This window comes from Pseudomonas sp. LF-5, assembly GCF_037626295.1.
GTDB lineage: Bacteria > Pseudomonadota > Gammaproteobacteria > Pseudomonadales > Pseudomonadaceae > Aquipseudomonas > Aquipseudomonas monsensis.
Map to the genome: position 1 here is coordinate 1 of NZ_JARKMT010000015.1, position 21142 is coordinate 21142.

The following is a 21142-nucleotide window of genomic DNA, read 5'->3' on the forward strand; positions in this document are numbered from 1 at the left end:
ACTCAGAAGTGAAACGATGCATCGCCGATGGTAGTGTGGGGTTTCCCCATGTGAGAGTAGGTCATCGTCAAGATTAAATTCCGAAACCCCAATTGCGAAAGCAGTTGGGGTTTTGTTTTGCCCGCAGGAAATGCGTCTGCTTGATTTCTATGCAACGGCGCGGGTCATGGATATTATTCGGGCCTCATTGTGAGGCGAGATCTGCATGCTGACGTTGTTGAACCTTCTGAAGGATGGCCGATTCCATTCTGGTCAGGACTTGGGCGAGGCCCTGGGAATTAGTCGAAGTGCGGTGTGGAAGCAGCTTCAGCATCTTGAGGCGGAGCTTGGGCTGTCCATTCATAAGGTTCGGGGGCGAGGCTATCAGTTGGCTACCCCCTTGATGTTGCTGGATCCCCTTGGCATGGCAGGAATGTCGCCAAGCTGGCCAGTAACGGTTTTTGACTCCATTGACTCTACTAATGCCCAGGCGCTGCGGGCCATTGGGCAAGGTCAGGTTGCACCATTTTTGGTAGTCGCGGAGCGGCAGATTGCCGGTCGAGGGCGTAGGGGGCGCAAATGGGTAAGTCCCTTTGCCGAGAATCTCTATTACAGCCTTGTACTGCGCATTGATGGTGGTATGCGTCAGCTTGAGGGTCTGAGCCTGGTCGTTGGGCTCGCGGTTATGCAAACCCTCAGAAAGCTGGGAGTGGCTGACGTGGGGCTGAAATGGCCGAATGATGTTCTCGTCGACAGTAAAAAAATCGCCGGGATATTGCTCGAGCTCGTCGGAGATCCGGCAGATGTATGTCATGTAGTGCTAGGGATCGGCATTAACGTGAATATGCAGGCGGCTGATGAGGTTGATCAGCAATGGACCTCGATGAGGTTGGAGTCAGGTAAAAGCTTTGATCGAAATGCGCTGGTCGTCGAGTTGAGTAACCAATTACAGGCATACATACAGCGTCACCAGGTCGGTGGTTTTTCTGTTCTTCAGACTGAGTGGGAAGAAAACCATCTTTGGCAGGGGCGGATGGTTTCCCTGATAGCGGGTGTCAATCAGATAGATGGCGTAGTGCTTGGGATCGATAACCAGGGCGCGCTGCGATTGAAGGTGAATGGCATGGAAAAAGTCTTTAGTGGCGGCGAGCTTAGCCTGAGGTTGCGTGATGATTCTTGAGCTCGACTGCGGCAACAGCTTCATTAAATGGCGAGTGCTGAAGGCCAAGGCGGTAGCCTTGATGGCAGAGGGTGTGGTCGATTCAGATCAGGCGCTGTTGGAAAGCCTTCGAGGCCTGGATGGACTTGCATTAAGTAACTGCCGTTTGGTGAGTGTGCGTACTGTTGAGGAAACTGTTGCGCTAACCGCGATGCTTGAGCGGGAGTTCGGCGTAACGGTCGTCTGTGCGAAATCTGCTAGAGAGATGTCTGGCGTAAAAAATGGATACGAGGATTACGAGCGACTGGGGCTGGATCGTTGGCTTGCAATGCTTGGTGGCTTTCATCTGGCGAATGGCGCGTGCCTGGTTCTGGATTTCGGCACTGCGGTCACTGCGGATTTTATTGCTGCAGACGGTGAGCATCTTGGTGGCTTCATTTGTCCCGGTATGCCGTTGATGCGTAATCAGCTGCGAACCCATACCAGGAAAATTCGATATGGGGATCTGGCTGCCGAGCGTGCCTTGGCCAGCCAGGCTCCAGGCCGTACCACGGTCGAGGCTGTAGAGCGCGGATGTTCGCTGATGTTGAAGGGGTTTGTGCTCACTCAGTTGGAGATGGCGCGAGCCTATTGGGGGCAGGACTTCACTGTTTTTATCACTGGTGGAGATGCCGAACTGGTTGCAGGCGCTGCGCCTGATGCTCGAATCGTTCCCGATCTGGTGTTTGTGGGCTTGGCTATGGCGTGTCCTTTTTCCTGAGGTTCGTATGCGTTGGTTGTTCCTGCTGCTGGTTGTTCTCAATGTGTTCTATTACGTCTGGCATCAGCAGGAGGCTCCTTTGCGAGCCAAAGATGTCACTCCCCTCAGTTTGTATCGGGGGACGCAACAAGATATTCGCTTGCTGAGTGAGAGTGGTGGCTCTCCTGCACAGAAAGCCGGGGCGTCGCGCACGGAGGCGGAAGGTGAACAGTGCCTTTACGTCGGTGGGTTTGCCCGCGCGGAGTCACTGCAGGCTCTCGATCGGCGTCTTGTTCAGATGGAGGTGAAGACTCAGTCTTCGCAAAAAGACTTTCCTGACTCAGGATATTGGTTGCGAATTTCACCTGAAAGCCAGCGTTTGCTGGGAGATGAGCAGTTGAAGAACCTTTCCAAGGAATTCAATGAGTTAAAACATAAAATAATGCTGTGTGGAGGGGTTGCACCGGCTGAATAGTTTGCATAGAATGGCGCCCGCTCCACAGTGAAGGCCTGAACAGGCGGTTGCAGTAGAGCGGTGTCAATGCAGCTAACCTCAGGTTTTTAAATGAGAAAATGCTTGACAGGGGTTTGGCATAGTATAGAATGCCGGCCTGATTAGGAGGGGTTCCCGAGCGGCCAAAGGGATCAGACTGTAAATCTGACGTCTACGACTTCGAAGGTTCGAATCCTTCTCCCTCCACCAGATTTTAGCGTGAGCTGCAGGCTCCGCGGGTATAGTTTAGTGGTAGAACCTCAGCCTTCCAAGCTGATGATGCGGGTTCGATTCCCGCTACCCGCTCCAAGTTTGCAGGTTGTGCAAAGTGTTTCGCTCTTGTAGCTCAGTTGGTAGAGCACACCCTTGGTAAGGGTGAGGTCAGCGGTTCAAATCCGCTCAAGAGCTCCATATAACAAGGCAGATATGAAAATATCTGCCTTTGTTTTAATGGTAGATATTGTTTGTCTAATTCTTCTGTTTGAGGGTGTTATCGATGGCTAAGGAAAAATTTGATCGTTCCCTGCCCCACGTCAACGTAGGGACCATTGGTCACGTTGACCACGGTAAAACCACTCTGACCGCTGCTCTGACTCGCGTCTGCTCCGAAGTTTTCGGTTCGGCCGTAGTTGAATTCGACAAGATCGACAGCGCTCCAGAAGAAAAAGCTCGCGGTATCACCATCAACACCGCGCACGTTGAGTACAACTCGCTGATCCGTCACTACGCTCACGTTGACTGCCCAGGTCACGCTGACTATGTGAAGAACATGATCACCGGTGCTGCTCAAATGGACGGCGCTATCCTGGTTTGCTCGGCCGCTGATGGTCCGATGCCACAAACCCGTGAGCACATCCTGCTGTCCCGTCAGGTAGGCGTTCCGTACATCGTGGTTTTCCTGAACAAGGCTGACCTGGTAGACGACGCTGAGCTGCTGGAACTGGTTGAGATGGAAGTTCGCGACCTGCTGTCCACCTACGACTTCCCGGGCGATGACACTCCAATCATCATCGGTTCGGCTCGTATGGCGCTGGAAGGCAAAGACGACAACGAGATGGGCACCACTGCCGTCAAGAAGCTGGTTGAAACTCTGGACAGCTACATCCCAGAACCAGTTCGTATGATCGACAAGCCATTCCTGATGCCAATCGAAGACGTATTCTCGATCTCGGGTCGCGGTACTGTTGTGACTGGTCGTATCGAGCGCGGTATCGTTCGCGTTCAAGATGCACTGGAAATCGTTGGTCTGCGTGACACCACCACCACCACCTGCACCGGTGTTGAGATGTTCCGCAAGCTGCTCGACGAAGGTCGTGCTGGCGAGAACTGCGGCGTTCTGCTGCGTGGTACCAAGCGTGACGACGTTGAGCGTGGTCAGGTTCTGGTTAAGCCAGGTTCGGTTAAGCCGCACACCAAGTTCACCGCAGAAGTTTACGTTCTGAGCAAGGAAGAAGGCGGTCGTCACACTCCGTTCTTCAAAGGCTACCGTCCACAGTTCTACTTCCGTACTACTGACGTGACTGGTAACTGCGAGCTGCCAGAAGGCGTTGAAATGGTAATGCCAGGTGACAACATTCAGATGACTGTTACCCTGATCAAAACCATCGCGATGGAAGACGGTCTGCGTTTCGCTATCCGTGAAGGCGGTCGTACCGTCGGCGCTGGCGTCGTAGCCAAAATCATCGAATAAACGGTTGTAATGTATTTTTCGGGCCGGCATAATGGTCGGCCTGATTTTGTTTTAGGTCAGTAGCTCAATTGGCAGAGCGACGGTCTCCAAAACCGTAGGTTGGGGGTTCGATTCCCTCCTGACCTGCCAGATTCACTCGGTGTGTCTGGCTTTCTTTTCACAGGATCTTCATAGATGACTCCTAAGGCTGAAGCTCAAGGCTCTCGCTTCGATCTGCTCAAGTGGCTTGTAGTAGTCGCTTTGGTGGTTGTTGGCGTTGTTGGCAATCAGTATTACGCTGCTTCGCCGATCCTGTACCGTGTACTTGCTTTGCTTGTCATTGCTGCTGTAGCTGCCTTTGTAGGCCTGCAGACTGCTAAGGGCAAGTCTTTCTTTGTACTGGTTAAGGAAGCTCGCACCGAGATTCGTAAAGTCGTGTGGCCAACTCGCCAAGAAACCACGCAGACCACGCTGATTGTCGTGGCTGTTGTTCTGGTTATGGCGTTGCTGTTGTGGGGGCTTGATTCCCTGCTCGGCTGGCTTGTTTCCTTGATTGTCGGCTAAGGGTGTCCCGTGGCTAAGCGTTGGTATGTTGTGCATGCTTACTCGGGTTACGAGAAGCATGTGATGCGCTCGCTGATCGAGCGCGTAAAGCTGGCTGGCATGGAAGATGGCTTCGGCGAGATTCTGGTTCCCACTGAAGAAGTGGTTGAGATGCGCAATGGCCAGAAGCGCAAAAGCGAGCGAAAGTTCTTTCCAGGCTACGTGCTGGTTCAGATGGATATGAATGAGGGTACTTGGCACTTGGTCAAGGACACTCCTCGCGTGATGGGTTTTATCGGCGGTACTGCTGATAAGCCAGCGCCTATTACGGATAAAGAGGCAGAAGCAATTCTGCGTCGCGTTGCTGATGGTAGCGACAAGCCTAAGCCGAAGACGTTGTTCGAGCCAGGTGAGACGGTACGTGTCAACGACGGTCCATTCGCCGATTTCAACGGCGTTGTTGAAGAAGTTAACTACGAAAAGAGCCGGATCCAAGTGGCGGTGCTCATTTTCGGTCGCTCTACTCCGGTGGAGCTGGAGTTCAGTCAGGTCGAAAAGGTCTAACTGGGCAAGCATCCCAACCCCACAGCCCAAGGCTGTGGGGTTTTGTCGTCACTGGGATAAACGCGCAAGTAACCGGGGAGCCTTTCGAGGCGTTCGAACCCGTAATTGGAGTGCCTCATGGCCAAGAAGATTACCGCTTACATCAAGCTGCAAGTGAAGGCCGCTCAGGCTAACCCAAGTCCACCTGTTGGTCCTGCTCTGGGTCAGCACGGCGTGAACATCATGGAATTCTGCAAGGCCTTCAACGCCCGTACTCAGGGTCTTGAAGCAGGTCTGCCGACTCCAGTGATCATCACTGTCTACAGCGACCGTAGCTTCACTTTCGAAACCAAATCCACCCCTGCTTCGGTTCTGCTGAAGAAGGCGGCCGGTCTGACCAGCGGTTCCGCTCGTCCGAACACCGTTAAGGTCGGCACTGTTACCCGTGCTCAGCTGGAAGAAATCGCGAAAACCAAAAACGCGGATCTGACTGCAGCTGATATGGATGCAGCCGTGCGTACTATCGCCGGTTCTGCTCGTAGCATGGGCCTTAACGTGGAGGGTGTGTAATGGCTAAGCTGACCAAGCGTCAAAAGGCTATCGCCGGCAAAATCGAAGCAGGCAAGGCCTACAACATTGTAGACGCTGCTGCTCTGCTGGCTGAGCTGTCGACTGTCAAGTTCAGCGAGTCGTTCGACGTTGCTGTAAACCTGGGTGTAGACCCACGTAAATCCGACCAGGTTGTTCGTAGCGCTACTGTGCTGCCACATGGCACTGGCAAGACCGTTCGCGTAGCCGTGTTCACCCAGGGTCCAGCTGCCGAGGCCGCTCTGGCTGCCGGCGCTGACCGTGTAGGTATGGACGATCTGGCTGCCGAAATGAAAGGCGGCGACCTGAACTATGACGTAGTGATTGCATCCCCGGATGCCATGCGCGTTGTAGGTCAACTGGGTCAGATCCTCGGTCCACGTGGCCTGATGCCTAACCCGAAAGTCGGCACCGTAACTCCAGACGTGGCTAACGCGGTTAAAAACGCCAAGGCTGGTCAGGTTCGTTATCGCACCGACAAAAACGGCATCATCCACACTTCCGTTGGCAAGATCGGCTTCGATGCCGTCAAGCTGAAGGAAAACGTTGAAGCCCTGATCGCTGATCTGAAGCGTATCAAGCCAGCTTCCTCGAAAGGCATTTACGTCAAGCGCGTTACCCTGAGCACCACCATGGGCCCAGGTCTGGTTATCGACCAAAGCTCGCTCGACGCGTAAGACAAAAATTGGCGCGATTTGATCGCGCCAGTTGAAAGATTGGGGTCCCTGCCTGGCGGGGGCTATCCAAGACCGTAGGCGGCGCAAGCCTTAAACCACAAGCCTACGCAGATGGTGCTCCCGGTTCCTTACCGAATCAGACACCAAAACGACATTCGGTTTCGACCGAGTGAAACGGTAACAAGCAGGAGTTAAACCCGTGGCAATTAATCTCGAAGACAAGAAGGCCATCGTCGCTGAAGTCAACGAGGCTGCCAAAGTCGCTCTGTCCGCTGTCGTGGTTGATGCCCGTGGCGTAACAGTAGGCGCAATGACCGGACTCCGTAAAGAGGCTCGTGAAGCTGGCGTTTACGTACGTGTTGTACGTAACACCCTGCTCAAGCGCGCTGTTGCTGACACTGAATACAGTGTCCTCAACGACGTGTTCACCGGCCCGACCCTGATTGCATTCTCGAACGAACATCCGGGCGCTGCTGCCCGTATCTTCAAAGAGTTTGCCAAGGGTCAGGACAAGTTCGAGATCAAGGCAGCTGCGTTCGAGGGCAAGTTCCTCGCAGCTAATCAGATCGACGTACTGGCAACTCTGCCGACCCGTGACGAAGCAATTTCTCAGCTGATGAGCGTGATTCAAGGCGCTACCAGCAAATTGGCTCGTACTCTGGCGGCAATTCGCGACCAGAAAGAAGCTGCCGCAGCCTAAGGCTCGTCAACTTCTCGCGTTTTTTGTTTATTTCGATGGTCGCGTAGGCCGTCCCCCAATTCAGGAATTGAGTCATGTCTCTGACTAACGAACAAATCATCGAAGCAATCGGCCAGAAATCCGTAGTGGAAATCGTTGAGCTGATCAAAGCGATGGAAGAAACCTTCGGTGTTACCGCTGCTGCTGCTTCGGCTGGCCCAGCTGTAGCTGCTGCTGCTGTTGAAGAGCAAACCGAGTTCAACGTTGTTCTGCTGGAAGCTGGCGAGAAGAAGGTTAACGTGATCAAGGCAGTTCGTGAACTGACCGGTCTGGGCCTGAAAGAAGCCAAAGAGAAAGTAGACGGCGCTCCTCAGGTTGTAGCTGAAGGCGTTTCGAAAGAAGCTGCTGAAGACGCTAAGAAGAAGCTGGAAGAAGCAGGCGCTAAAGTCGAACTGAAATAAGTATCGACTTTGCTCCTCCAGCCCGAGCGTCAAGCGACAGGCTGATGGCTGGTGGCTCTTGCCACCGGCCTTTTTCCGTTATTGGCAGCCGACTGGGTCGGTGCTGATAAAGGCGCTGTAACCACCCGATGCGGTGGCGCAAACCATGGGGTTTGCACGATTTTCTGGCTGCTCCCGTCGGGAGGGGCCAAACAAGCAGGTGACCAAGCTGGGGAACGCTGATGGCTTACTCATATACTGAGAAAAAACGTATCCGCAAGGACTTTAGCAAGTTGCCGGACGTCATGGATGTGCCGTACCTCCTGGCCATCCAGCTGGATTCGTATCGTGAATTCTTGCAAGCGGGAGCGACTAAAGATCAGTTCCGCGACGTGGGCCTGCATGCGGCCTTCAAATCCGTTTTCCCGATCATCAGCTACTCCGGCAATGCTGCGCTGGAGTACGTCGGTTATCGCCTGGGCGAACCGGCATTTGATGTCAAAGAATGCGTATTGCGCGGTGTAACTTTCGCCGTACCTTTGCGGGTAAAAGTGCGCCTGATCATTTTCGACAAAGAATCGTCGAACAAAGCGATCAAGGACATCAAAGAGCAAGAAGTCTACATGGGCGAAATCCCATTGATGACTGAGAACGGTACCTTCGTAATCAACGGTACCGAGCGTGTTATCGTTTCCCAGCTGCACCGTTCCCCGGGCGTGTTCTTCGACCACGACCGCGGCAAGACGCACAGCTCCGGCAAACTGTTGTACTCCGCTCGCATCATTCCTTACCGCGGTTCGTGGCTGGACTTCGAGTTCGACCCGAAAGACTGCGTGTTCGTGCGTATCGACCGTCGTCGCAAGCTGCCGGCCTCGGTACTGCTGCGCGCGCTCGGTTACACCACCGAAGAAGTGCTGGACGCGTTCTACACCACCAACGTATTCCACGTTAAAGGCGAAGGCCTGAGCCTGGAACTGGTGCCTCAGCGCCTGCGCGGTGAAGTCGCTGTCCTCGACATTCAGGACGACAAAGGCAAGGTGATTGTTGAGCAGGGCCGTCGTATTACTGCCCGCCACATCAACCAGCTGGAAAAAGCCGGGATCAAAGAGCTGGATGTGCCTCTGGACTACGTCCTGGGTCGCACGACCGCCAAGGTCATCGTGCATCCGGCTACCGGCGAAATCCTGGCAGAGTGCAACACCGAGCTGTCGACCGAAGTCCTGGCGAAAATTGCCAAGGCCGGTGTCGTTCGCATCGAAACTCTGTACACCAACGACATCGACTGCGGTCCGTTCGTCTCCGACACGCTGAAGATCGACTCCACCAGCAACCAATTGGAAGCGCTGGTCGAGATCTATCGCATGATGCGTCCAGGCGAGCCGCCAACCAAGGACGCTGCCGAAACCCTGTTCAACAACCTGTTCTTCAGCCCTGAGCGCTATGACCTGTCTGCGGTCGGCCGGATGAAGTTCAACCGTCGTATCGGTCGCACCGAGATCGAAGGTTCGGGCGTGCTGTGCAAGGAAGACATCGTCGCGGTACTGAAGACTCTGGTCGACATCCGTAACGGTAAAGGCATCGTCGACGACATCGACCACTTGGGTAACCGTCGCGTTCGTTGCGTCGGCGAGATGGCCGAGAACCAGTTCCGCGTTGGCCTGGTGCGTGTTGAGCGTGCGGTCAAAGAGCGTCTGTCGATGGCAGAAAGCGAAGGCCTGATGCCGCAAGACCTGATCAACGCCAAGCCAGTGGCTGCGGCGGTGAAAGAGTTCTTCGGTTCCAGCCAGCTGTCGCAGTTCATGGACCAGAACAACCCGCTGTCCGAGATCACCCACAAGCGTCGTGTTTCTGCACTCGGCCCTGGTGGTCTGACTCGTGAGCGCGCAGGCTTTGAAGTTCGTGACGTACACCCGACTCACTACGGCCGTGTATGCCCGATCGAAACGCCGGAAGGTCCGAACATCGGTCTGATCAACTCCCTGGCGGCTTACGCTCGCACCAACCAGTACGGCTTCCTGGAAAGCCCGTACCGCGTGGTGAAAGAGGGTGTGGTCACCGACGAGATCGTGTTCCTGTCCGCCATTGAAGAAGCCGATCACGTGATCGCGCAGGCTTCGGCGACCATGAACGACCAGAAAGTCCTGATCGACGAACTGGTAGCCGTACGTCACCTGAACGAATTCACCGTCAAGGCGCCGGAAGACGTCACTTTGATGGACGTTTCGCCGAAGCAGGTAGTTTCGGTCGCAGCGTCGCTGATTCCGTTCCTCGAGCACGACGACGCCAACCGTGCGTTGATGGGTTCGAACATGCAGCGTCAAGCTGTACCAACCCTGCGCGCTGACAAGCCGCTGGTAGGTACCGGCATGGAGCGTAACGTAGCCCGTGACTCCGGCGTTTGCGTCGTGGCTCGTCGTGGCGGCGTGATCGATTCCGTCGACGCCAGCCGTATCGTGGTTCGTGTTGCTGATGATGAAGTCGAAACCGGTGAAGCGGGTGTCGACATCTACAACCTGACCAAATACACCCGCTCGAACCAGAACACCTGCATCAACCAGCGTCCGCTGGTGAGCAAGGGTGATCGCGTTCAGCGTAGCGACATCATGGCCGACGGCCCGTCCACCGACATGGGTGAACTGGCGCTGGGTCAGAACATGCGCATCGCGTTCATGGCATGGAACGGCTTCAACTTCGAAGACTCCATCTGCCTGTCCGAGCGTGTTGTTCAGGAAGACCGTTTCACCACGATCCACATTCAGGAACTGACCTGTGTGGCCCGTGACACCAAGCTTGGCCCAGAAGAAATCACTGCGGACATCCCGAACGTGGGTGAAGCTGCACTGAACAAGCTGGACGAAGCCGGTATCGTTTACGTAGGTGCTGAAGTAGGCGCAGGCGACATCCTGGTGGGCAAGGTCACTCCGAAAGGCGAGACCCAGCTGACTCCGGAAGAAAAACTGCTGCGTGCGATCTTCGGTGAAAAAGCCAGCGACGTTAAAGACACCTCCCTGCGCGTGCCAACTGGCACCAAAGGTACTGTCATCGACGTACAGGTCTTCACCCGTGACGGCGTTGAGCGTGATGCTCGTGCACTGTCGATCGAGAAGTCCCAGCTGGACGAGATCCGCAAGGATCTGAACGAAGAGTTCCGTATCGTTGAAGGCGCGACCTTCGAACGTCTGCGCTCCGCTCTGGTAGGCCACAAGGCTGAAGGCGGCGCCGGTCTGAAGAAGGGTCAGGACATCACCGACGAAGTACTCGACGGTCTTGAGCATGGTCAGTGGTTCAAGCTGCGCATGGCTGAAGATGCTCTGAACGAGCAGCTCGAGAAGGCTCAGGCCTACATCGTTGATCGCCGCCGTCTGCTCGACGACAAGTTCGAAGACAAGAAGCGCAAACTGCAGCAGGGCGATGACCTGGCTCCAGGCGTGCTGAAAATCGTCAAGGTTTACCTGGCAATCCGTCGTCGCATCCAGCCGGGCGACAAGATGGCCGGTCGTCACGGTAACAAAGGTGTGGTCTCCGTGATCATGCCGGTTGAAGACATGCCGCACGATGCCAATGGCACCCCGGTCGACGTCGTCCTCAACCCGCTGGGCGTACCTTCGCGTATGAACGTTGGTCAGATCCTTGAAACCCACCTGGGCCTCGCGGCCAAAGGCCTGGGCGAGAAGATCAACCGGATGGTCGAAGAGCAGCGTAAAGTCGCTGAGCTGCGTACCTTCCTGGACGAGATCTACAACCAGATCGGCGGTCGTAACGAAGATCTGGACAGCTTCTCCGATCAGGAAATCCTGGATCTGGCGAAGAACCTGCGTGGCGGTGTTCCAATGGCCACCCCAGTGTTCGACGGCGCCAAGGAAAGCGAAATCAAGGCCATGCTGAAACTGGCAGACCTGCCGGAAAGCGGCCAGATGCAGCTGACTGACGGCCGTACCGGCAACAAGTTTGAGCGTCCAGTTACCGTTGGCTACATGTACATGCTGAAGCTGAACCACTTGGTAGACGACAAGATGCACGCGCGTTCTACCGGTTCGTACAGCCTGGTTACCCAGCAGCCGCTGGGTGGTAAGGCGCAGTTCGGTGGTCAGCGTTTCGGGGAGATGGAGGTCTGGGCACTGGAAGCATACGGTGCTGCTTACACTCTGCAAGAAATGCTCACAGTGAAGTCGGACGATGTGAACGGCCGTACCAAGATGTACAAAAACATCGTGGATGGCGATCACCGTATGGAGCCGGGCATGCCCGAGTCCTTCAACGTGTTGATCAAGGAAATTCGTTCCCTCGGCATCGATATCGATCTGGAAACCGAATAACACGTGACGCGAATCGAGAGCGGGGCAGGATTGCCCGCTCTCTGCTCCGCCAGGAGGAAAGGCCTTGAAAGACCTACTGAATTTGCTGAAAAACCAGGGTCAAGTCGAAGAGTTCGACGCCATCCGTATCGGATTGGCCTCGCCTGAGATGATCCGCTCGTGGTCGTTCGGTGAAGTTAAAAAGCCGGAAACCATCAACTACCGTACGTTCAAACCTGAGCGTGACGGTCTGTTCTGCGCCAAGATCTTTGGCCCGGTAAAGGATTACGAGTGCCTGTGCGGTAAGTACAAGCGCTTGAAGCACCGTGGTGTGATCTGCGAGAAGTGCGGCGTTGAAGTTGCGCTGGCCAAGGTTCGTCGTGAGCGCATGGCGCACATCGAACTGGCTTCGCCGGTAGCCCACATCTGGTTCCTGAAATCGCTGCCGTCCCGTATCGGCCTGCTGATGGACATGACCCTGCGTGATATCGAACGCGTTCTCTACTTCGAGAGCTATGTCGTTATCGATCCAGGCATGACCACCCTTGAAAAAGGTCAGCTGCTGAACGACGAGCAGTACTTCGAAGCGCTGGAAGAGTTCGGTGACGACTTCGACGCCCGCATGGGTGCAGAAGCTGTCCGTGAACTGCTGCACGCTATCGACCTGGAACACGAGATTGGCCGTCTGCGTGAAGAAATTCCGCAAACCAACTCCGAAACCAAGATCAAGAAGCTGTCCAAGCGTCTGAAGTTGATGGAAGCCTTCCAGGGTTCCGGCAACCTGCCAGAGTGGATGGTGCTGACCGTTCTGCCGGTTCTGCCGCCAGATCTGCGTCCACTGGTCCCGCTGGATGGCGGTCGCTTCGCGACTTCCGACCTCAACGATCTGTATCGTCGAGTGATCAACCGTAACAACCGTTTGAAGCGCCTGCTGGATCTGTCCGCTCCGGACATCATCGTGCGCAACGAAAAGCGTATGTTGCAGGAAGCTGTCGATGCTCTGCTCGACAACGGTCGTCGTGGCCGCGCTATCACCGGTTCGAACAAGCGTCCTCTGAAATCCCTGGCTGACATGATCAAGGGTAAGCAGGGTCGTTTCCGTCAGAACTTGCTCGGTAAGCGTGTTGACTACTCCGGTCGTTCGGTAATTACCGTAGGCCCGACCCTGCGTCTGCATCAGTGCGGTCTGCCGAAGAAGATGGCTCTCGAGCTGTTCAAACCGTTCATTTTCGGCAAGCTGGAAATGCGTGGTCTCGCGACCACCATCAAAGCGGCCAAGAAAATGGTCGAGCGCGAACTGCCAGAGGTTTGGGACGTTCTCGCTGAAGTGATTCGCGAACACCCGGTTCTTCTCAACCGTGCACCGACCCTTCACCGTCTGGGTATCCAGGCGTTTGAACCGGTACTGATCGAAGGTAAGGCTATTCAGCTGCACCCGCTGGTCTGCGCCGCGTACAACGCCGACTTCGACGGCGACCAAATGGCCGTGCACGTACCGCTGACGCTGGAAGCCCAGCTCGAAGCGCGTGCGTTGATGATGTCGACCAACAACATTCTGTCGCCAGCCAACGGTGAGCCAATCATCGTTCCGTCGCAGGACGTTGTATTGGGTCTGTACTACATGACTCGTGAAGCGATCAACGCCAAGGGCGAAGGTCGTGTATTCGCGGATCTGCAGGAAGTTGACCGTGTGTTCCGTGCCGGCGAAGCCGCACTGCACGCCAAGGTTAAAGTACGTATCAACGAAACCGTCAACGACCGTGACGGCAACAGCGTGAGCGGTACCCGTATCGTCGACACCACTGTCGGCCGTGCGCTGCTGTTCCAGGTTGTGCCAAAAGGTCTGTCGTACGACGTCGTCAACTTGCCGATGAAGAAAAAGGCGATCTCCAAGCTGATCAACCAGTGCTACCGCGTGGTTGGTTTGAAAGAGACCGTGATCTTCGCTGACCAGTTGATGTACACCGGTTTCGCTTACTCGACCATCTCCGGCGTTTCCATCGGTGTTAACGACTTCGTTATCCCGGACGAAAAAGCCCGCATCATCGGTGCAGCCACCGACGAAGTGAAAGAGATCGAGAGCCAGTACGCCTCCGGCCTGGTAACCCAGGGCGAGAAGTACAACAAAGTGATCGACCTTTGGTCGAAAGCGAACGATGAAGTTTCCAAGGCGATGATGGCCAACCTCTCGAAAGAGAAAGTCATCGACCGTCACGGCGACGAAGTCGACCAAGAGTCTTTCAACTCGATGTACATGATGGCCGACTCGGGTGCGCGGGGTTCCGCAGCACAGATTCGTCAGCTGGCCGGTATGCGTGGTCTGATGGCCAAGCCGGACGGTTCCATCATTGAAACGCCGATTACTGCGAACTTCCGTGAAGGTCTGAGCGTACTCCAGTACTTCATCTCGACTCACGGTGCTCGTAAAGGTCTGGCGGATACCGCGTTGAAAACTGCGAACTCCGGTTACCTGACTCGTCGTCTGGTAGACGTGGCGCAGGATCTGGTTGTAACCGAGATCGATTGCGGCACCGAACACGGTCTGCTGATGACTCCGCACATTGAAGGCGGTGACGTTGTAGAGCCGTTGGGTGAGCGCGTATTGGGTCGTGTTATTGCCCGTGACGTATTCAAGCCAGGCACCGAGGACGTTATCGTTCCTGCCGGTACTCTGGTAGACGAGAAGTGGGTTGAATTCATCGAGCTGAACAGCATCGACGAAGTGATCGTGCGTTCGCCGATCAGCTGCGAAACCCGCTATGGCATTTGCGCCAAGTGCTACGGCCGTGATCTGGCTCGCGGTCACCAGGTGAACATCGGTGAAGCGGTCGGCGTTATCGCTGCCCAGTCCATCGGTGAGCCGGGAACCCAGCTGACGATGCGTACGTTCCACATCGGTGGTGCGGCAAGCCGTACTTCCGCAGCCGACAGCGTTCAGGTGAAGAATGGCGGTACTGTCCGTCTGCACAACCTGAAACACGTTGAGCGTGTGGATGGCCATCTGGTTGCTGTGTCCCGTTCCGGTGAGCTGGCAATCGCTGATGACTTCGGTCGTGAGCGCGAGCGTTACAAGCTGCCGTACGGTGCCGTGATTTCGGTTAAAGAAGGTGACAAGGTCGACGCTGGCGCAATCGTGGCCAAGTGGGATCCGCACACTCACCCGATCGTTACCGAAATGAAAGGTACCGTGACCTACGTGGGCATGGAAGAAGGCATCACGATCAAGCGTCAGACTGACGAATTGACCGGTATGACCAACATTGAAGTACTCGACGCGAAAGATCGTCCAGCTGCGGGCAAGGAAATCCGTCCTGCAGTGAAGATGGTCGACGACAGCGGCAAGGATCTGTTGCTGCCAGGCACTGACGTTATCGCTCAGTACTTCCTGCCAGCCAACGCGCTGGTCGGTGTGGCGGATGGTGCGAAGATCGCGATCGGTGATGTTATCGCGCGTATCCCGCAAGAAACTTCGAAGACCCGTGACATCACCGGTGGTCTGCCGCGTGTTGCCGACCTGTTCGAAGCTCGTCGTCCGAAAGAAGCGTCGATTCTGGCTGAAGTCAGCGGCACCATCGCGTTCGGTAAAGAGACCAAAGGCAAGCGCCGTCTGGTTATCACCCCGAACGACGGTAGCGATCCGTATGAAGAGCTGATTCCGAAGTGGCGTCACCTGAACGTGTTCGAAGGCGAACAGGTAAACCGCGGCGAAGTTATCTCCGACGGTCCGAGCGATCCGCACGACATCCTGCGTCTGCTGGGTGTGAGCGCGCTGGCCAAGTACATCGTTAACGAGATCCAGGACGTTTATCGTCTGCAAGGCGTGAAGATCAACGACAAGCACATCGAGACCATTCTGCGTCAGATGCTGCGTAAAGTTGAGATCTCCGAGTCCGGCGATTCCAGCTTCATCAAGGGCGACCAGATGGAACTGACTCACGTACTGGTAGAGAACGAGCGTCTGAACGCGGAAGACAAGTTTGTCTCCAAGTTCACTCGCGTTCTGCTGGGTATTACCAAGGCGTCGTTGTCGACCGAATCGTTCATCTCCGCGGCTTCCTTCCAGGAAACCACCCGCGTACTGACCGAAGCGGCAGTCACCGGCAAGCGCGATTATCTGCGCGGCCTGAAAGAAAACGTGGTCGTGGGTCGTCTGATCCCGGCCGGTACCGGTCTGGCTTATCACAGCGAGCGCAAGCGCCGCCGTGATGCTGACAAACCGTTGCGCGTAAGCGCCAGTGAAGTGGAAGCTGCACTGACCGAAGCGCTGAACTCGAGCGGTAACTGAGTTCTGCGATAAATGAGCTGAGGCCCTGATCGCTCCGTTCGTCGAATCGAGACAAATTGTCAAGGTTCGACGGGCGGGGAGGTCGGGGCCTTGCCTTGACTGGGGGCAAGATCCTCTTTAGACTCTTGATCCCCTAAATTTGGCGGGAATTCGTTCCTGCCATTTTGCTTTTCTTGCAAGACAATAGCGTCGCAAGACAACAGTGGAGCTAGTAGATGGCAACTATCAACCAGCTGGTACGTCAGCCGCGTAAGCGTATCGTCGAGAAATCCGACGTACCTGCGCTGCAGAACTGCCCGCAACGTCGTGGCGTGTGCACCCGTGTGTACACCACTACGCCGAAAAAACCTAACTCGGCACTGCGTAAAGTATGCCGTGTGCGTCTGACCAACGGTTTCGAGGTTTCCTCGTACATCGGTGGTGAAGGCCACAACCTGCAAGAGCACAGCGTGGTACTGATCCGCGGCGGTCGTGTAAAAGACTTGCCAGGTGTTCGTTACCACACCGTTCGCGGCTCCTTGGATACTTCCGGCGTTAAAGGCCGTAACCAGGGTCGTTCGAAGTACGGTACCAAGCGTCCGAAGTAATCGGTCGTTTTGCAGATTTTTATTTTATTGAGTCGATAAGAGTAAGGTCGGGCACGCATCCTTCGGATCTGTCCCGAGCTAACCTGAAGACCGCTTGAGGGCTTATCATGCCAAGACGTCGCGTAGCAGCAAAGCGTGAGATTCTGGACGATCCGAAATACGGAAGCCAGATCCTCGCCAAATTCATGAACCACGTTATGGAAAGCGGCAAGAAAGCCGTTGCCGAGCGTATCGTTTATGGTGCCCTGGAAACCGTTGCGGCTCGTAAGGCCGGCACCGATCCCCTGGAACTCTTCGAAAAAGCACTCGACGCCATCGCTCCGCTGGTCGAAGTGAAGTCGCGCCGCGTTGGTGGTGCTACTTACCAGGTTCCGGTCGAGGTTCGTCCTTCCCGTCGTAACGCTCTGGCAATGCGCTGGTTGGTAGACTTCGCCCGTAAGCGCGGCGAGAAGTCTATGGCTCTGCGCTTGGCTGGCGAGCTGCTGGATGCTGCTGAAGGTAAAGGTGCTGCTGTTAAGAAGCGTGAAGACGTGCACCGTATGGCCGAAGCTAACAAAGCTTTCTCGCACTACCGCTTCTAATTTTAGCTTCACTAATTTTGCGAGGGCTTTATGGCTCGTACTACTCCGATTAGCCGCTACCGTAACATCGGTATCGTCGCTCACGTGGATGCTGGTAAAACCACCACCACCGAGCGCGTTCTGTTTTACACCGGCAAAAGTCACAAAATGGGCGAGGTGCATGACGGCGCCGCGACCACAGACTGGATGGTTCAGGAGCAGGAGCGTGGTATTACCATTACTTCTGCTGCTATTACCGCCTTCTGGAAAGGTTCCGAGAAGCAGTACCCGCACGAGCATCGCTTCAACGTAATCGATACCCCGGGCCACGTAGACTTCACTATTGAAGTAGAGCGTTCCCTGCGCGTACTCGACGGCGCTGTCGTTGTGTTCTGCGGTACTTCGGGTGTTGAGCCTCAGTCGGAAACCGTATGGCGTCAAGCCAACAAGTACGGCGTTCCACGTCTTGTTTACGTAAACAAGATGGACCGTGCTGGCGCTAACTTCCTGCGCGTGATCGGTCAGATCAAGCAGCGTCTGGGTCACACTCCGGTGCCAATCCAGTTGGCAATCGGCTCCGAAGACAACTTCCAGGGTCAGATCGATCTGATCAACATGCAAGCTGTCTACTGGAATGACTCCGACAAGGGTATGGTCCCTGTTCGCAAGGACATTCCTGCCGAGCTGCAAGAGCTGGCTGAAGAGTGGCGCAACAACATGGTTGAAGCTGCTGCCGAAGCCAACGAAGAGCTGATGAACAAGTACCTGGAAGGCGAAGAGCTGTCGATCGAAGAGATCAAAGCTGCTTTGCGTCAGCGTACTATCGCCGGCGAAATCGTTCTGGCTGTTTGCGGTTCTTCGTTCAAGAACAAGGGCGTTCCCCTGGTTCTCGACGCCGTTATCGACTTCCTGCCTGCTCCTACCGATATTCCTGCTATCAAGGGTTCCAACCCTGATAACGAGGAAGAGGAAATGGAGCGTCACGCAAGTGATGACGAGCCGTTTGCTGCTCTGGCGTTCAAAATCGCTACCGACCCATTCGTGGGTACCTTGACCTTCGTCCGTGTTTACTCGGGCGTGTTGAACTCCGGCGACGGCGTAATCAACTCGGTTAAAGGCAAGAAAGAGCGCGTGGGTCGTATGGTGCAAATGCACGCAAACGCCCGTGAAGAGATCAAGGAAGTACGCGCTGGCGACATCGCGGCCCTGATCGGCATGAAGGACGTCACCACTGGTGAAACCCTCTGCAACGCTGACAAGCCAATCATCCTGGTTCGCATGGACTTCCCGGAGCCGGTTATTTCGGTTGCCGTAGAGCCTAAGACCAAGGATGACCAGGAAAAAATGGGTATCGCTCTGGGCAAACTTGCTCAGGAAGACCCGTCTTTCCGCGTTAAGACTGATGAAGAGACTGGTCAAACGATCATCTCCGGCATGGGCGAGCTGCACCTGGACATCCTGGTTGACCGGATGCGCCGTGAGTTCAACGTCGAAGCCAACATCGGCAAGCCTCAGGTTTCGTATCGTGAGCGCATCACGAAGAACTGTGAAATCGAAGGCAAGTTCGTTCGTCAATCCGGCGGTCGTGGTCAGTTCGGTCACTGCTGGATCCGTTTTGCTCCTGCTGACGAAGGTCAGGAAGGTCTGCAATTCGTGAACGAAGTAGTAGGTGGTGTGGTTCCTAAGGAATACATCCCGGCTATCCAGAAGGGTATCGAAGAGCAGATGAAGAACGGCGTTGTTGCCGGCTATCCGCTGATCGGCCTGAAGGCTACCGTGTTCGATGGTTCTTACCACGACGTCGACTCCAACGAGATGGCGTTTAAGGTGGCTGCTTCCATGGCGACCAAGCAACTGGCCCAGAAGGGCGGTGGTGAGTTGCTTGAGCCGATCATGGCGGTAGAGGTTGTTACGCCTGAAGACTATATGGGTGATGTGATGGGCGACCTTAACCGTCGTCGCGGCATGATCCAGGGTATGGAAGACACAGTGTCCGGCAAGGTTATCCGTGCCGAGGTTCCGCTGGGTGAGATGTTCGGTTATGCGACCGACGTTCGTTCCATGTCTCAGGGTCGCGCAAGCTACTCTATGGAATTCAAAAAATACGATACGGCTCCGTCGCACATCGTCGAATCCGTAACCAAAAAACAAGGCTGATTCAGCCCCTTTAGGCTAGGAGTTAATTGTCGTGGCTAAAGAAAAATTTGATCGTTCCCTACCGCACGTCAACGTTGGCACCATCGGTCACGTTGACCACGGTAAAACCACTCTGACCGCTGCTCTGACTCGCGTCTGCTCCGAAGTTTTCGGTTCGGCCGTAGTTGAATTCGACAAGATCGACAGCGCTCCAGAAGAAAAAGCTCGCGGTATCACCATCAACACCGCGCACGTTGAGTACAACTCGCTGATCCGTCACTACGCTCACGTTGACTGCCCAGGTCACGCTGACTATGTGAAGAACATGATCACCGGTGCTGCTCAAATGGACGGCGCTATCCTGGTTTGCTCGGCCGCTGATGGTCCGATGCCACAAACCCGTGAGCACATCCTGCTGTCCCGTCAGGTAGGCGTTCCGTACATCGTGGTTTTCCTGAACAAGGCTGACCTGGTAGACGACGCTGAGCTGCTGGAACTGGTTGAGATGGAAGTTCGCGACCTGCTGTCCACCTACGACTTCCCGGGCGATGACACTCCAATCATCATCGGTTCGGCTCGTATGGCGCTGGAAGGCAAAGACGACAACGAGATGGGCACCACTGCCGTCAAGAAGCTGGTTGAAACTCTGGACAGCTACATCCCAGAACCAGTTCGTATGATCGACAAGCCATTCCTGATGCCAATCGAAGACGTATTCTCGATCTCGGGTCGCGGTACTGTTGTGACTGGTCGTATCGAGCGCGGTATCGTTCGCGTTCAAGATGCACTGGAAATCGTTGGTCTGCGTGACACCACCACCACCACCTGCACCGGTGTTGAGATGTTCCGCAAGCTGCTCGACGAAGGTCGTGCTGGCGAGAACTGCGGCGTTCTGCTGCGTGGTACCAAGCGTGACGACGTTGAGCGTGGTCAGGTTCTGGTTAAGCCAGGTTCGGTTAAGCCGCACACCAAGTTCACCGCAGAAGTTTACGTTCTGAGCAAGGAAGAAGGCGGTCGTCACACTCCGTTCTTCAAAGGCTACCGTCCACAGTTCTACTTCCGTACTACTGACGTGACTGGTAACTGCGAGCTGCCAGAAGGCGTTGAAATGGTAATGCCAGGTGACAACATTCAGATGACTGTTACCCTGATCAAAACCATCGCGATGGAAGACGGTCTGCGTTTCGCTATCCGTGAAGGCGGTCGTACCGTCGGCGCTGGCGTCGTAGCCAAAATCATCGAGTAATCTCTTTTATAGAGACTGCTTGATGGATTGAAAAAGCCCCCGCTCAGCGGGGGCTTTTTTATTGGGTTGACACCTATCTGGGGCGTCTATAGAATTGCGCCTCCTTTTAACGGGCGTATTGCGCCCGGTGGGAATAGCAGCCGGAGTCTGAAATCCAATGCAAAATCAGCAAATCCGTATCAGGTTGAAGGCTTTCGACCATCGCCTGATCGACCAATCAACCCAGGAAATCGTGGAAACCGCGAAACGTACTGGTGCTCAAGTGCGTGGTCCAATTCCACTGCCTACCCGTAAAGAGCGGTTCACCGTTCTGGTTTCCCCGCACGTCAACAAAGACGCGCGTGACCAGTACGAAATCCGCACTCATAAGCGCGTTCTGGACATCGTCCAGCCAACGGATAAAACCGTTGATGCTCTTATGAAGCTTGATCTTGCGGCCGGTGTGGAAGTGCAGATCAGCCTCGGCTAAGACTCGGTCTTAGTCGTGTAACGCTCTGAAATGGGCGGCCATAGCGGGTGAAAGC

Annotated in this window: 17 protein-coding genes, 4 tRNA genes and 1 rRNA gene; all 22 read left to right on the forward strand. The window is 55.2% G+C overall.

Translation table 11 applies throughout. From position 1 onward, the window contains the following. Positions 1-73 (forward strand): 5S ribosomal RNA (rrf, locus tag PseuLF5_RS28390); the annotation flags it as partial. Between the two features lie 132 nt (positions 74-205). Next, entirely contained in the window at positions 206-1159 is a 954-nt protein-coding gene (birA, locus tag PseuLF5_RS26730; protein ID WP_222834195.1) for a bifunctional biotin--[acetyl-CoA-carboxylase] ligase/biotin operon repressor BirA, read from the forward strand. Further along, positions 1149-1898, forward strand: coding sequence for a pantothenate kinase (locus PseuLF5_RS26735; RefSeq protein ID WP_123467467.1), 750 nt, complete (start codon positions 1149-1151; stop codon positions 1896-1898). Before birA ends, PseuLF5_RS26735 begins: the two co-directional genes overlap by 11 nt. Positions 1899-1905: 7 nt before the next feature. Further along, the gene (locus PseuLF5_RS26740; protein WP_123467469.1) at positions 1906-2352 is read left to right on the forward strand and encodes a hypothetical protein; all 447 of its coding nucleotides are present in this window, start codon (positions 1906-1908) and stop codon (positions 2350-2352) included. A 143-nt stretch (positions 2353-2495) separates the two neighbouring features. Then, a tRNA-Tyr gene (locus PseuLF5_RS26745) sits at positions 2496-2580 on the forward strand. Positions 2581-2605: 25 nt separating this feature from the next. Next, a tRNA-Gly gene (locus PseuLF5_RS26750) sits at positions 2606-2679 on the forward strand. A gap of 26 nt (positions 2680-2705) precedes the next feature. Then, positions 2706-2781 (forward strand) — tRNA-Thr (locus PseuLF5_RS26755). Between the two features lie 85 nt (positions 2782-2866). Next, entirely contained in the window at positions 2867-4060 is a 1194-nt protein-coding gene (gene tuf / locus PseuLF5_RS26760) for an elongation factor Tu (protein ID WP_024164425.1), read from the forward strand. Positions 4061-4113: 53 nt separating this feature from the next. Beyond that, positions 4114-4189: transfer RNA gene (locus tag PseuLF5_RS26765), tRNA-Trp, on the forward strand. Positions 4190-4234: 45 nt separating this feature from the next. Beyond that, positions 4235-4603: a preprotein translocase subunit SecE gene (gene secE / locus PseuLF5_RS26770; protein ID WP_064589465.1), complete on the forward strand. Its 369-nt coding sequence runs from the start codon at positions 4235-4237 to the stop codon at positions 4601-4603. 9 nt (positions 4604-4612) lie between these two features. Then, the gene (gene nusG, locus PseuLF5_RS26775) at positions 4613-5146 is read left to right on the forward strand and encodes a transcription termination/antitermination protein NusG (RefSeq protein WP_007957598.1); all 534 of its coding nucleotides are present in this window, start codon (positions 4613-4615) and stop codon (positions 5144-5146) included. Positions 5147-5263: 117 nt separating this feature from the next. Further along, positions 5264-5695, forward strand: coding sequence for a 50S ribosomal protein L11 (gene rplK, locus PseuLF5_RS26780; protein ID WP_003228756.1), 432 nt, complete (start codon positions 5264-5266; stop codon positions 5693-5695). Beyond that, the gene (gene rplA / locus PseuLF5_RS26785; RefSeq protein WP_024014523.1) at positions 5695-6390 is read left to right on the forward strand and encodes a 50S ribosomal protein L1; all 696 of its coding nucleotides are present in this window, start codon (positions 5695-5697) and stop codon (positions 6388-6390) included. The genes rplK and rplA overlap by 1 nt, the downstream gene beginning before the upstream one ends. A 199-nt stretch (positions 6391-6589) precedes the next feature. Then, positions 6590-7090 carry a 50S ribosomal protein L10 gene (gene rplJ, locus PseuLF5_RS26790; protein WP_003228752.1) on the forward strand — a complete coding sequence of 167 codons (501 nt, stop codon included), beginning with the start codon at positions 6590-6592 and terminating at the stop codon, positions 7088-7090. 74 nt (positions 7091-7164) lie between these two features. Next, the gene (rplL, locus tag PseuLF5_RS26795) at positions 7165-7530 is read left to right on the forward strand and encodes a 50S ribosomal protein L7/L12 (protein ID WP_007962228.1); all 366 of its coding nucleotides are present in this window, start codon (positions 7165-7167) and stop codon (positions 7528-7530) included. 221 nt (positions 7531-7751) lie between these two features. Continuing rightward, the gene (gene rpoB / locus PseuLF5_RS26800) at positions 7752-11825 is read left to right on the forward strand and encodes a DNA-directed RNA polymerase subunit beta (RefSeq protein ID WP_123467463.1); all 4074 of its coding nucleotides are present in this window, start codon (positions 7752-7754) and stop codon (positions 11823-11825) included. A gap of 64 nt (positions 11826-11889) precedes the next feature. Beyond that, the gene (gene rpoC / locus PseuLF5_RS26805) at positions 11890-16089 is read left to right on the forward strand and encodes a DNA-directed RNA polymerase subunit beta' (protein ID WP_340135027.1); all 4200 of its coding nucleotides are present in this window, start codon (positions 11890-11892) and stop codon (positions 16087-16089) included. 215 nt (positions 16090-16304) lie between these two features. Further along, positions 16305-16676 carry a 30S ribosomal protein S12 gene (rpsL, locus tag PseuLF5_RS26810; RefSeq protein ID WP_003186084.1) on the forward strand — a complete coding sequence of 124 codons (372 nt, stop codon included), beginning with the start codon at positions 16305-16307 and terminating at the stop codon, positions 16674-16676. A gap of 107 nt (positions 16677-16783) precedes the next feature. Continuing rightward, the gene (rpsG, locus tag PseuLF5_RS26815) at positions 16784-17257 is read left to right on the forward strand and encodes a 30S ribosomal protein S7 (protein ID WP_016772941.1); all 474 of its coding nucleotides are present in this window, start codon (positions 16784-16786) and stop codon (positions 17255-17257) included. Positions 17258-17287: 30 nt separating this feature from the next. Next, entirely contained in the window at positions 17288-19393 is a 2106-nt protein-coding gene (fusA, locus tag PseuLF5_RS26820) for an elongation factor G (RefSeq protein ID WP_064589462.1), read from the forward strand. A 31-nt stretch (positions 19394-19424) separates the two neighbouring features. Further along, positions 19425-20618 carry an elongation factor Tu gene (gene tuf / locus PseuLF5_RS26825; protein ID WP_024164425.1) on the forward strand — a complete coding sequence of 398 codons (1194 nt, stop codon included), beginning with the start codon at positions 19425-19427 and terminating at the stop codon, positions 20616-20618. A gap of 157 nt (positions 20619-20775) precedes the next feature. Beyond that, entirely contained in the window at positions 20776-21087 is a 312-nt protein-coding gene (rpsJ, locus tag PseuLF5_RS26830; RefSeq protein ID WP_003186070.1) for a 30S ribosomal protein S10, read from the forward strand. The last annotated feature ends 55 nt before the right edge of the window (positions 21088-21142 follow it).